The sequence below is a fragment of the Pantoea sp. Ft-CA_14 genome (assembly GCF_024520875.1).
Classification (GTDB): domain Bacteria; phylum Pseudomonadota; class Gammaproteobacteria; order Enterobacterales; family Enterobacteriaceae; genus Pantoea; species Pantoea agglomerans.
Map to the genome: position 1 here is coordinate 188,009 of NZ_JALNPM010000007.1, position 13,060 is coordinate 201,068.

General features: G+C 58.3%; 12 protein-coding genes. 2 read left to right on the forward strand and 10 right to left on the reverse strand.

Annotated features, from left to right (window positions below; translation table 11 throughout):
* Positions 1-14: 14 nt before the first annotated feature.
* Positions 15-1,481: a hypothetical protein gene (locus NR195_RS13020; RefSeq protein WP_256844594.1), complete on the reverse strand. Its 1,467-nt coding sequence runs from the start codon at positions 1,479-1,481 to the stop codon at positions 15-17.
* Positions 1,482-1,648: 167 nt separating this feature from the next.
* Between NR195_RS13020 and NR195_RS13025 the strand changes: the two genes are divergently transcribed.
* Complete coding sequence (locus NR195_RS13025; protein WP_256844595.1) at positions 1,649-3,100, forward strand: PLP-dependent aminotransferase family protein; 1,452 nt, start codon at positions 1,649-1,651, stop codon at positions 3,098-3,100.
* On the opposite strand, the gene NR195_RS13030 is transcribed toward NR195_RS13025, so the two are convergent.
* From NR195_RS13030 to NR195_RS13070, 9 genes are all read right to left on the reverse strand, one after another.
* Positions 3,097-4,347 (reverse strand): valine--pyruvate transaminase, encoded by a 1,251-nt coding sequence (locus tag NR195_RS13030; protein WP_256844596.1) that lies wholly within the window; start codon positions 4,345-4,347, stop codon positions 3,097-3,099. The genes NR195_RS13025 and NR195_RS13030 overlap by 4 nt on opposite strands.
* Before the next feature lie 81 nt (positions 4,348-4,428).
* Positions 4,429-5,403: a glyoxylate/hydroxypyruvate reductase GhrB gene (ghrB, locus tag NR195_RS13035; protein ID WP_158148902.1), complete on the reverse strand. Its 975-nt coding sequence runs from the start codon at positions 5,401-5,403 to the stop codon at positions 4,429-4,431.
* A 74-nt stretch (positions 5,404-5,477) separates the two neighbouring features.
* The gene (locus NR195_RS13040; protein WP_010258909.1) at positions 5,478-6,758 is read right to left on the reverse strand and encodes an MFS transporter; all 1,281 of its coding nucleotides are present in this window, start codon (positions 6,756-6,758) and stop codon (positions 5,478-5,480) included.
* A 32-nt stretch (positions 6,759-6,790) separates the two neighbouring features.
* Positions 6,791-7,756, reverse strand: a complete 966-nt coding sequence (locus tag NR195_RS13045) for a sugar kinase (RefSeq protein WP_010258908.1) — start codon at positions 7,754-7,756, stop codon at positions 6,791-6,793.
* Between the two features lie 9 nt (positions 7,757-7,765).
* Positions 7,766-8,515: a hypothetical protein gene (locus NR195_RS13050; protein WP_010258907.1), complete on the reverse strand. Its 750-nt coding sequence runs from the start codon at positions 8,513-8,515 to the stop codon at positions 7,766-7,768.
* A 139-nt stretch (positions 8,516-8,654) separates the two neighbouring features.
* Positions 8,655-9,680 carry a LacI family DNA-binding transcriptional regulator gene (locus NR195_RS13055; protein WP_187500791.1) on the reverse strand — a complete coding sequence of 342 codons (1,026 nt, stop codon included), beginning with the start codon at positions 9,678-9,680 and terminating at the stop codon, positions 8,655-8,657.
* 66 nt (positions 9,681-9,746) lie between these two features.
* Positions 9,747-10,727 carry a LacI family DNA-binding transcriptional regulator gene (locus NR195_RS13060; RefSeq protein ID WP_256844597.1) on the reverse strand — a complete coding sequence of 327 codons (981 nt, stop codon included), beginning with the start codon at positions 10,725-10,727 and terminating at the stop codon, positions 9,747-9,749.
* Positions 10,728-10,862: 135 nt separating this feature from the next.
* The gene (locus NR195_RS13065) at positions 10,863-11,525 is read right to left on the reverse strand and encodes an OmpA family lipoprotein (protein WP_010258904.1); all 663 of its coding nucleotides are present in this window, start codon (positions 11,523-11,525) and stop codon (positions 10,863-10,865) included.
* A 110-nt stretch (positions 11,526-11,635) separates the two neighbouring features.
* Positions 11,636-12,202, reverse strand: a complete 567-nt coding sequence (locus NR195_RS13070; protein ID WP_228312352.1) for a DNA-3-methyladenine glycosylase I — start codon at positions 12,200-12,202, stop codon at positions 11,636-11,638.
* Positions 12,203-12,355: 153 nt separating this feature from the next.
* On the opposite strand from NR195_RS13070, the gene NR195_RS13075 reads away from it, so the two are divergent.
* A complete protein-coding gene (locus NR195_RS13075; protein WP_010258902.1) occupies positions 12,356-13,042 on the forward strand; it encodes an autotransporter in 687 nt (228 codons plus the stop codon).
* Positions 13,043-13,060: the final 18 nt, after the last annotated feature.

Here is a 13,060-nt window from a genome sequence, read left to right on the forward strand (position 1 = left end):
CTCGCCTTACCGGGTTAACGCCCGGAAATGATTTCTGTCACGATGTCATTCAGTACACCGTTATTGACCTGAATCACCGCTTTGTGGGGATCAAAACGCAGCACGCGCGATAGCGGATCGGCGCTTTTGCCCTCCAGCAGCGAACTGACCGGCTTGCTCTGCCAGCAGTGCCGCATCTGCGTCAGCGTCATGCCGGAGAGCCGGGTTAACTGCTGTGCCAGCGCGCGATCTTCACTGCGTTGCTCAAGCAGGTCGCGGATGGCCGCCTCATCCAGCGTAATCTGCTGCTGCATCAGCCAGTGTCCGAGCTGCTCTCCCTGCGCCAGGAACGGGGAGTAGATCATGCAGATCAGCTGATCTTCGCTGAGGTCAAACGCCTGTATGGCGAAGTCCGCCGCGCGCTGCCGCTGCCGCTGGATCGCGGCGTCATCCTGATAGCGCGCCGCCATCTCATCGATTAGCGCGGGCGGAAAATCTTTCTTCACCATCAGTCCCAGCGCAAAGCGCACATATTCGCGGATCCCTTCGGCATAGTGGCGCTGCAGCAGCGTTTCTGCCCGCAATCCGCGCAGGTGCGCCATCAGCGTCGGATTACCGCAGTCGGATTCGGAAAAACTGAACATCAGCGCATCAAAACGGAAGCGCATAAATTCGCTGAGCAGTGCCCAGTGCGCGCCCGCTTCATAGGCGGTGTCCTGATAGATGTTGAAGAACAGTGGATTGCGCGCCAGCTGGTGGGTGATGCGGTGCGCAGGCGTCAGCTGCTCGGCGCCATAAACATCGCTGAAGTAGTGCTCTGCCACGCCATCCAGCGTCTGCAGAAACCCGCTGAAGCCCCTGCTTTTGTCCACCACCGGCGCATCAAACAGCCGTGAGAGGTGCCGCGCCCAGGCGACATAGGCGGCCTGCTCCTGTGGCGAGTCGCCGGTAACAATCAGATCCACGCCACCGTTGTAGTCTGCCGCCAGGCCAAAGGAGTTCACCATGCTGAGATTACAGGCGTTGCAGAAGGTCGAGCGCGCGTCGGCGCGAAACCGGTGGCCATTCATCAGCACATCATTACGGTTCTGCTGCCGCACGCTGCCCGGCATCGGCAGGTCGCGGTCAAATGGCCGGATCAGCAGGCCATCCACCACCAGGCACTCCACCCGCTCATCGTCATGCATCGCCAGCGACTGATAAACGCGGTGAATATTCTCCATTACGCTCTGATTCATCGCCGCATGGCGATTGGTGCTGATCCGCAGATGAAAGGTGCTGCCCTGCTGCTGCCAGATCAGTCCCTGAATGTAACGCACGTAAGCCACCATGTAGCTGCTGTCTTTTCCCCCGCCATAGGCGAGCAGCACACGGTTATTCTCCAGCTGCTGCTGATCCGGCAACGCTGCCAGCAGGCGAAGAGAGCAGCGCTGAGCGGACTCAATGATGGCGGGTGACAGATACGCTTCCATCTCCTTCATCATGGCGGGCAGATTATTCATTTCTCACGTTTTCCTCAGGTGAACAGAATCACTTTATGGTCTGAAGCCCGGGGCTGACGGGGTCGCCGGGCCGTTTAGCGTTATGAATAATTAAGAGATGCAGCCTAAAGTACTTTGAATGTACTCTGTTGAATATGCACAGATCAGCGCGATATGGGGTGGAACAGATGGCCGATATTATCGGGGAACAGGAGAGTCAGAGCAGTCGTTACCGCCAGATCGCAGAACAGATCAAGCAGGCCATTCATGCCGGTTCGCTGGCACCTGACAGCCGTCTGCCGTCGGTGCGCACGCTGGCGACGCAGTACAATGTCAGCCTCACCACCGCCCTGAAGACACTGCGCACGCTGGAAGATGAGCGCTACGCCGTTGCCCGCCCCAAATCGGGCTTTTTTGTTGCTCCGCAGCGGCCCTCTTCCCGTCAGTTGCCCGCCGTCAGTGAACAGCCGCGCGCCATCGCGCCGCTTGATGAGCAGACAGAGCTCCATCTGGCGATGCTTGGCTCAGACTGCCGGGTGCGTCTCGATCTGGCCAACGGTGACAGTGCGCTCTATCCGGTCAAGCGCATCGGCCTGCTGATGCGTCAGATGGGCTACAGCAAACCGGCCCTGCTCGGGAATACGGTGAAGGGCACCGGCTATGCGCCGCTGAAAACAGAGATTGCCCGCCGGGCAGTGGGTTACGGCTGCAATATCAGCGCTGACGATATTCTGATCACCAACGGCTGCATTGAGGCGATCTCGCTGTCGCTGCGCGCCACGACCCAGCCGGGCGATGTGGTCGCCGTGGAATCACCCTGCTATTTCGTGCTGCTGCAGATGCTGCATAACCTCAATTTACGGGTGATTGAAGTGGAAGCCGGGCCGGAAGGGTATGTCGATGTCGCGAAGCTCACCGGGCTGTTTCAGCGCAAGGCGGTGCGGGTTTTTCTCACCCTGTGCAACGTCAACAATCCGCTGGGAAAAAGCATTCCCAACGAGCATAAGGCCTATATTGCGCGGCAGGCGGATGAAAACGACGTGGTGATTATTGAGGATGATATTTTTGGCGATACCGCCTTTGGTGAACGCCGCCCTTTCCCGATGCGCGCCTTCAGCCCCAACGCCATTCTCTGCAGCGGCTTCTCTAAAACCGTGGCGCCAGGCATTCGTATTGGCTGGGTTCACAGCGTCAACTACATGCGCAAAATCGCCTCACTGAAATATACCTCAACCATGGGCACCTCGGTGCTGTCGCAGGCGGCGGTGGCGGAACTGCTGCGCAGCGGCGGGTATGATGCTCATCTGCGTAAGCTGCGGCGTGAGCTGGCTCGACAAATCCGTGAAATGCGTCAGTCGGTGCTGCGGAAATTTCCGGCGGGAACCCGGGTGTCCGATCCGGAAGGAGGCTATGTGCTGTGGGTTGAGATGCCCCGACAGGCGCTGAACGTGCGCGAGCTGTTTCTGAAAGCGCGTAATGCGGGCATCGGCATTGCGCCGGGCCACATTTTTGCCACCGACCAGCGCTACGATCACTGTTTCCGGCTGAATGCCGGTTTTGGCTGGAATGCGGAAGTGGAACAGGCGATTCAGCAGCTGGCACAGTGGTGCCAGCTGTCGTTAACCGATACGCAGGATTAGCTGTCGCGCCAGGCGTTATCAACCTCTTCCGCCAGAATCTGCACCGCCCGCTCAATATTCTCTGCATCCGGCACGTAATTCATCCGCATACATTGATGGGTGTGCGGCCACGCCTGTTCCAGTCCCGGGAAGAAGAAGTGGCCCGGCACCATCAGCACGCCGCGCGCTTTCAGCCGCTGATAAAGCAATTCGGTGGTGATCGGCAGATCGCGGAACCAGAGCCAGAGGAAAATCGCCCCTTCCGGCTTGTGGATCAGGCAGCGGTCTTCCGGCAGATAGCGCCGCAGGATCGCAATGGTCTGCTGCACCTTCTGCTGATAGAACGGCTTAATCACCTTTTCGGAGAGCCGCAACAGATCGCCGCGACGGATCATCTCATTGGCAATGGCCGGACCGATACTGCCGGGCGCCAGACTGATGATGCCGTTCATATTGCTCAGCGCGGTGATGGTCTTCTCGTCAGCGATAATGATGCCGCAACGCGCACCCGGCAGGCCGAGCTTCGACAGACTCATGCAGAGAATGATGTTGGGGTTCCACAGCGGGCGCACCTCGCTGAAAATGATGCCGGGGAACGGCACGCCATAGGCATTGTCGATCAGCAGCGGCACGTCATGCTGCTGTGCCAGCGCATCGAGCTGCATCAGCTCATCATCGGTGATCACGTTGCCGGTGGGGTTGGTCGGGCGCGATACGCAGATCAGCCCAACCTCTTCGTTCATCGGCAGATGCTCGAAATCGACATGATATTTAAACTGACCTTCCGGCAGCAGCTCAATGTTCGGCTTCGCCGACACAAACAGCCCCTCTTCCAGGCCGGCATCCGCATAGCCAAGATACTCAGGCGCCAGCGGGAACAGCACCCGCTTTTTGCTGCCATCGGCCCGGCGACCGGCAAACAGATTGAACAGATAGAAGAAGGCGCTCTGGCTGCCGTTAGTCAGCGCAATGTTCTGAGCGGTGATGGGCCAGCCAAGCTCATCGCTCAGCAGCCCGGCCAGCGACGCCAGCAGCGTCGCTTTACCGCGCGGGCCGTCGTAATTGCACAGCGCCTCGCTGAGTTTGCCTTCCTCATGCATCTGCTGCAGCAGTTGCTGAAAGTAGTCGTTCATGGCCGGGATCTGCGCCGGATTACCGCCGCCCAGCATGATGGTGCCGGGCGTTCGCAGGCCCGCGCCCATATCTTCCATCAGACGTGAGATGCCGGAATGTTGGGTAAATTTGTCGCCGAACTGAGAAAAAGACATAGCGGTTAAATATTTGTGATAGCGAATCGGGGGTCCACCATAACGCCCGCCATGGGCGGGCGCAATGGAAAGGCGAGGGGATTACTTCAGCGCCTGCGGGTTCACGCAGTTTTTCTCGACGCTTCCGCCGAGTGCAGCGAGGAGATTTTCTACCGCATCCTGCATCATGCCGTAGCGGGTTTCATGGGTGGCAGAACCGATATGCGGCAGCGTCACCACATTGGGCAGCGACAGCAGCGGAGAGTCGGCAGAGACCGGCTCCTGCTCAAACACATCCAGCCCGGCGGCATGCAGTTTGCCCGCCTGCAACGCGGCGATCAGCGCATTCTCATCCACCACCGGCCCGCGACCGGCGTTGATCAGCACCGCATCCGGCTTCATCAGTTCAAGCTCGGCGGCACCGATCAGATGGTGCGTCTCTTCAGTCAGCGGCAAACTGATGCAGACGAAATCACTCTGCTTCAGCAGCGCCTCCAGCTCACAGCGCTGTGCGCCAAAGCGCGACTGCGCCTCTTCATGCTCGCGGCGGGCGTTGTAGAGGATTTTCATGCCGAAGCCAAAGTGGGCGCGCTGCGCCAGCGCCATCCCGATACGTCCCATGCCGAGAATACCCAGCGTTTTATGGTGCACGTCGATGCCGAACTGTGCCGGACCGATGCTCTTCTGCCAGTTGCCCGCTTTGACCCAGGCATCCAGTTCCGGCACCCGACGCGCGGTGCTCAGTACCAGCGCCATCATGGTGTCCGCCACGGTTTCGGTCAGCACGGTGGGCGTGTGCATCAGCACCACGTGACGCTGATTCAGCGCTTCTACATCAAAATTGTCATAGCCTACAGAGACGCTGGAGCAGACGCGCAGATTGGGCATCTTCGCCAGCAGCTCACCATTCACTTTACCGCCCGATCCCAGCAGACCTTCTGCCTGTTGGAACGCCGCAGCATGTTCCTGCTGGCTTTCCGGCGAGAGATCGCTGATTTCCGTCACGTCACACTGTTCAGCCAGGCGAGCATAGAGATCATCGGGCAGTTTTTTATAGAGAATTACAGCGGGTTTCATTCGGTGGCTCCCGGTCAATAAGTAGCGGGCGGCTTGCAGGCCGCCCGGAGAAATAGAGGCTAACGTTTACGCTTTCAGGCGGGTTTCGCACCCTGCAGCGGCGGCGCTTTGTTCTGCGCCGGTTTCACAATCAGCGTCAGCCACACCGAAACCAGCAGGGCCGATCCCATAAAGATGTAGGACGCGGACGGGCTGCCGGTGGCTCCATTAAGATAGCCGACAATCCATGAACCGATAAACGACCCCAGCGCACCCATACTGTTAATCAGCGCCATTGCGCCACCGGCGACATTGCGTGGCAGCATCTCAGGAATAATGGCGAAGAACGGCCCGTAAGGCGCATACATCGCGGCACCGGCAATCACTAACAGGGTGTAGGACATCCAGAAATTGTTCGATCCCACCAGATAAGAGCCGAGGAACGCCAGCGCGCCCACCAGCAGCAGCGGCCAGACGAACAGCTTACGGTTCTGGGTTTTATCCGACGCCCAGGAGACCACCACCATCGCAATGGTCGCCGCCAGATAAGGCACCGCGGAGAGCCAGCCCGCTTCTACCATGCCCATCTGCGTGCCATTACGCAGAATCGACGGCAGCCACAGCACAAAGCCATAGACGCCGATGCTCCAGGCAAAATATTGCAGGCAGAGAATGATCACGTTGCGGTTGCGGAACGCTTCGCTGTAGTTGCGCACCGCTTTAATATTTTCCTGCTCTTTCTGTAGTTCAGCCTGCAATGCCGCTTTCTCGGCATCGCTCATCCAGCGCGCCTGCGCCGGCTTATCCTGCACCAGGAACCACCAGGCGATCGCCCAGACCACCGCCGGAATCCCTTCGAAGATAAACATCTCACGCCAGCCAAACGATTCGATCAGATAGCCTGACACGACCGACATCCACAACACCGTGACCGGATTACCCAGGATCAGGAAGGTGTTGGCGCGTGAACGTTCCGACTTGGTAAACCAGTTGCTGATGTAGATCAGCATCGCGGGCATCACCGCGGCTTCCACCACGCCCAGAATAAAGCGAATGGCCGCCAGCATCGGAATGTTGCTGACCACGCCGGTCAGTGAGGCACAGCCGCCCCACAGGATCAGACACCAGAAGATCAGTTTCTTGACGCTGCGGCGTTCGGCGTAAATTGCACCCGGGATCTGGAAAAAGAAGTAACCCAGGAAGAACAGCGCACCCAGCAGCGAGGACATGCCTTTGGTGATGCCGAGATCGTCATTAATCCCGGCAGCAGAAGCGAAGCTAAAATTTGCACGATCGAGATACGCCAGGCTGTAGGTGATAAACACGATGGGCATGATGAACCACCAGCGTTTTGGCGCGATTGTCTGCTTTTTCATCGGGAACTCCTGTGACTGTAGAGGGGCGCGAACTACACGTCGCCCAGTTGCTGACGCGTCGGCAGACCTTCGCTGTCACCAATGACCTGAATCGCCATCGAACCAATTTTGTTGCCGCGACGAATCGCCTGCGGCAGCGACTGACCTTCCAGCAGGGCGCTGATGACGCCAACGGCAAAGCCGTCTCCGGCGCCTACGGTATCCACCACGTTGTCGACTTTTATCGCCTCAACCTGGCCCTGCTCGCCCTGCGCCGTTTTATACCAGGCACCGTCACAACCGGTTTTAATCACGACCGCTTTCACACCCTTATCGAGATAGAAATCCGCGATCGCTTCTGGCTGACGATAGCCGGTCAGAATCAGCCCCTCTTTTTCGCCCGGCAGTACCCAGTCGGCATACTCCGCCAGCAGATTGAGCTGCTTACGCATCTCCTCTTCGCTGCGCCACAGTACCGGCCGCAGGTTAGGGTCAAACGAGATAGTTTTACCGCGCGCGCGCATCTCTTTGGCGGTGTGCTTCAGCAACTCCAGCGAACTCTCTGACAGCGCCGCCGCCACACCGCTCAGGTGCAGATGTCGCGCCGAACCAAAATAGTCCGCGTTAAAATCGTCGACCGACAGATGGCTGGCCGCCGAGCCTTTACGAAAATATTCCACCAGCGGATCAGAGCCGTCATCGACTTTGGACTTGAGCTGAAAACCGGTGGGATAGCGCTTATCGACCGTCACCCGGGCGTGGTCGATACCCTCTTTTTCCAGCTGCTGGCAAATAAACCGGCCAAAAGCGTCATCGCCAATACGACTGACCCAGCCCACTTTCAGGCCAAGACGAGCCAGGCCGGTCGCCACATTGAGTTCAGCGCCCGCCGCGCGTTTAACAAAGGTCTCTGCTGCGGCCAGGTCGCCGGTTTCACGGGCGATGAACATCGCCATCGCTTCACCGATAGTGACAACATCAAGCGGACCGTTGTGATGCATAGTGTGATGCGTGGTCATCTTCACTCCTTACACGTTACGCAGCAGCGACACGTAGTGGCGTGTCACCGCAGTCAGATCGTCGCCTTCCAGCGGAAATTCAATACCGCGCGGTGCCTGTGCGGGCAACTGTTGCAGCAGTGTGCGCCAGTGGTCATCAGCCTCATCCAGCGCAATCGCGCGGTAGCTATCCTGGTGCGCCACGGCGGCTTTGACATGCACATAGCCCACCTGCGCAGCCAGCTGCTGCGCCGCCTGATCGGCATCCTCACCGGTCCAGCACCAGTTACCCATATCAAAGGTCATGCTGATCGGCAGATCCGCTTCCCTGACCGCCGTGAAAAAGGCGACTGACGGAGCCAGTCGGCCATGCTCAGTCTGGTCGTTTTCTACCGTCAGCTGAAACGGCAGATCTGCCAGCAGCGCCTGCAACGCTTCGCGAGGCAGCGCACCGGTGAACTCTCCCAGCGCCACTTTCAGCCGCTGAGCGTTTAACTGGCGTGCTTCTTCAACGTAGTGGGTTATACGGGGATTGATTTCGCCGCCGTCACAAAACAGCGTATCGGGCACCGAATAGCTGCTGTGCAGCTGATGCTGCGCCACCGCCCGGGCCAGTGCCGGCAGATCGGCCAGTGCCGCGTCATCAAGCAGTTCGCGGCGGATTTCGACCCCGTCTGCGCCCGCCTGCTGGATAATCGGCAGCAGCGCACGCTGACCGCCGAGAGCGGCGATTTGTGCGTGGCCATATGCGGCGGTCACCACGATGATGTCAGGTTTCATGTTCTACTCCATGGCAGGGTTCTGCCCATAACGAATACAAAAACCCTAAATGGAACCGGTTCCAAAGCAAAGCAGCAAACTGTGAAATTATGATCGTGCTCACGAAGCGAGCACGTAAACGGAAGGTTAAATCTGAAATTCAGTTAAGAGGCTGGCTGGAGCCGCGAACGATAAGTTCGCCAGAAAAGACCTGCTCGGCAACCGGCAATCCGCTGCCTTCGATGCGCTTAATCAGTCGTTCCAGCGCACTGTAGCCAATCTGCCAGGTGGGCTGTTTCAGCGTGGTGATACCGACACCGGCCAGCGCCGCCCACTCCAGTTCGTCAAAACCGAGCAGGCCGATATCGCGGCCCCAGTGCAGATTGAGTCGCTGTAGCGATCGCGCTACCTGCAGGGTCAGCGCCCCGTTGGCGACCATCACTGCGCAACGTTTGCCGGTGTGACGCTGATGAAAGGCCAGCAGCGCCTGATCCAGCGCGGCGGGCTGATGCAGCGCCACTTCCGTATTCTCATGCTCAACCTGCGGATGCTCGGCCAGTAGCTGGCGGAAGGCCTGCAGGCGCTCACGGCGCGTGTTGACGCTGCCCAGCGGCTCGCTAAGAAACAGCAGCGCATCATAGCCATTGTCGACCAGATGCCGCGTTGCCGTTTCAGCTGCCTCGGCGTTATTCAGGCCCACCACATCGCAGGGAAAATCGGGGATTTTACGGTCAATCAGCACCATCGGCAGCAGGGATTGTTGCAGATGGTTCAGCACCTCTTCGCGCATCCCGACGGCGTTAACCACAATGCCCTCAACCTGATAGCTGCTCAGCAATTGCAGATAGTGCTGCTCCAGATCCACTTCGTTATTGGTATTACACATCAGCAGCGTGAAGCCCTGCTCGCGGCAGGCGGCTTCAATACCGCTCATGACATCAACAGAATAGGGATTGGTGATATCGGCGATAATCAGCCCGATCAGGCGGGTACGTCCGCGCTTCAGGCCACGCGCCATCTGACTCGGGCGATAGCTGAGATCAGCAATAGCCTGTTCGATCCGCGCTTTCAGACCGGCAGAGAGCAGATGCAGTTCACCATTGAGATAGCGTGAAACGCTGGTTTTACCGGTTCGTGCCGCGTGAGCAACATCGCTGATGGTGGCGCGAGGCGGCCTGATTTTCATGAGATATCCTGCGTAATAAGAAACCCGGCAGAGACTAGCACAAGCAAAGCCCGGCGCAAAAAAGCGCTACACAGGTAATTGCAGCCAGGGTTGCCACAGGGTCTGTAACGTTTCCGGCGGTGCGCCATCAATCAGCCGGATGACCATTTCAGCCACCTGTTCACCGGCCTGATGCGGCGTCGCCTGACGAATGGCGACAATGGGATGATCGAGAATCGCATCTCGCGGCAATCCTTCCCAGCCCGCCAGCAGAATGGCACCCTCGCCCGCTGCACGCCCCGCCAGTTGCAGCGCCAGAGCCACGCCTTCAGCCAGCGCAGCGCAGTCGGTGATGATCACTTCCGGTACTGGCCCCTCTGCCAGCCACTCCCGGGTTTGCTGATAGCCGGCGCGGCGCGACGGTGCCACCGCCGCCATCGCGTAAGGCGTAACTTCCCCCAGCGCCGTCAGATAACCCTGACGCCGGTCACGCACCCGCGTACTGTTTTCATTGCTGCCAAGCCAGGCTATCCGCTGCCGTCCCTGCGCCAGCGACCAGCCCACCGCCAGCTGTGAACCGGCAAGGTGATCAACATCAAACCACGCATAGGTAGATGGCAGATCGCTGCGGCCCAGCGCCAGAAAACGAAAATTGGTCTGGAGCAGAGCATGAAGCCGACTGTCTTCTGGCGTGGTGTGGCCGACGATCAGGGCATCAACGGCGCCACTGCGCAGCAGGCGTGTCAGCGTCGACTGACTCTGCTGCTTATCCGCCAGCAACAGCAGGTTAATGTCATAACGGGCAAGGTGATGCTCCAGCGCCAGCAGCATGTCGCTGAAGTCGCTGCCATTCAGGGGAGAGGCACCGATCGGGTAGACGAACCCCACCGCGTTAGCACGGCCGGTTTTCAGACGCCGGGCCGCCGCATTAGGCCGGTAGCCACGCCGCTGCGCTTCCTCTTCGATGCGTTTACGCGTCTCCGGAGCGACATCCTGATAACCGTTGAGGGCGCGGCTGACGGTCGTTACGGAAAGACCTAAAACCGCAGCGATGGCTTTAAGAGACATGGGAAGGCGTCCATTGATCAATTTTTGATCAGACTACCATAAAGCCTCTGCTGGCTCTATTCGCAGAAACATTACTGATACTTTTAACGCGATGCTTTACAGAAAAAAGGCGCCCCCGGGCGGGGGCGACCGCGTTTATCCCAGCGGGCTGAGCGTGATCTCAACACGACGATTTTGCGCTTTGCCTGCTTCGGTGCTGTTGCTGGCAACCGGGTTATCCGGGCCTGCACCTTGGGTGCGCAGGCGATCGCTGGCAACACCCTGCACGATCAACGCGCTGGCGACGCTTTCAGCACGCTGCTGTGACAGACGCATGTTCAGCGCGCGGGTGCCGGTGCTGTCGGTATAACCCACTACGTTTACCGCGGTTTTCGGATACTCTTTCAGCACCATTGAAACACCTGTCAGGGTGTTCGCGCCGGCAGGTTTCAGATTGCTGCTGCTGGAGTCGAAGGTGACATTGTTTGGCATATTCAGGACGATGTTATCGCCATTACGGGTCACGCTGACGCCCGTTCCACGCATCTTGTCGCGCAGTTTCGCTTCCTGCACATCCATGTAGTAGCCCACGCCACCGCCCAGTGCGGCTCCGCCAGCAGCACCAATCAGCGCACCTTTACGGCGATCTTTCTTCGACGAGGAGAGTACACCGACACCGGCACCCACTAACGCACCCAGGCCTGCGCCCACACCTGACTTACCCGCCTGAGATTCGCCGGTGTAAGGATTGGTGGTACAACCTGGCAGGGCCAGACTGCCGCTTAATAACAAGGTGATGGCGATTAATTTCTTCTGCATTTTTGTTCCCTTACATTCGACACACAGGGGAAAACCTTTCCCATAAGTGGCACGATTATGCCGCCTGGTGGCCGGGAATGTAGTGAGGAAAAATCCTGATTTAGCGGGAATTACGCCTTTTGGTTGTCAGGATGGCAAAAACAGTTGCTCTGATGATCGTTTATTAGCCCGCAGGCCTGCATAAAGGAGTAGCAGATTGTGGGGCCGATGAATTTGAAACCACGCTGCTTTAGCGCCTTCGAGAGCGCAATGGCCTGCTCTGAGGTGGTGGGAGCCTGACTATAGTCAGGATAATGGTGGACGATTTGCGCGTTATCGACAAATTGCCAGACGAAGTGGCTGAAATCCTCGCCTTGCGCTTCCATCTGGAGATAAGCACGAGCGTTGGCGATAATCGCCGCGATTTTACCGGCGTGGCGGATAATACCGCTGTTGAGCATCAGCGTGTCGATCTCTGCCGCATCCATCAACGCTATGGCCTGCGGATCAAACTGGTAAAACGCCGCCCGATAGTTTTCCCGCTTTTTCAGCACGGTAATCCAGGATAACCCCGCCTGCTGTCCTTCCAGACAGAGCATCTCAAACAGCGCACGCTTGTCTCTCTGTGCCACACCCCACTCCCTGTCGTGATAAGCCAGATAGAGGGGATCCTGCGTTACCCAACCACATCGTTGCATCGCTTTGTTCCTTTATAACGAGAATATTTTAGCGGTCCGCTTGATCTTAGAATTAATCGGTTGATAGTTAAACGATCACCGGTTAAATAACAGAGACGGGCCGAAATTTAATTTAAACGCCGGATAATAACTTCAGCCTTGCCTGGAGAAGCGATGTTGCCGAGAAGCGGTTGGAAAGGTCTGCGGATCTGCTGTGCTGTATGGCTGTTAATCTTAACGCAACCGACTTTTGCGCGCGGCGGCATCTCTGCGCCTCAGCATCCCGACTTTCTGCCCGACTACGATACGATTCTGGCGGAGAAGATCGCCCTGACGCCACTCGCCTTCAGCGATGAGAGCCGCGCCCTGTTTGAAGCCGCCATCAACTCTCCCACCGCGTCACCCATCGCCGTCCACAGTGAAACCGGCAGCGTAGGCACCACCCCGCTGGGAAAACGCTATCGGGCTGGGGTTGACCTGCCCATTGCCCCGTCATTTACCACCGGGCCGGTGGCGCAGTATGCCGTTGATCCGCAGCAGATGAACTGTCTGCAATGTGACTACAGCGATCAGCAGAGTCGTGAGCAGAGCGCCAGCGTCGGCTGGCGCATCGATTCGCAGCAGGGATGGATATCGCCCTGGGCGCAGCTGAGTTATCACTATCTGCTGGCAGACACGCCGCAGAATCCCCGGCGTGAGGCGACGAACGGCACCGATCAGTCCGAAGGCATCGATCTGAGCATCGGTGCACAAGTGCCTCTGAACGATAATCTGGCGGCTTTCGCCGCGTTTTCACAAAGCGAAGCGCTGAATAACCAGGAGCAGCAACTTTATACCTTTGGCTTCAGCGCCAGCTTCTGATCGGGGCATGAAAAGAGA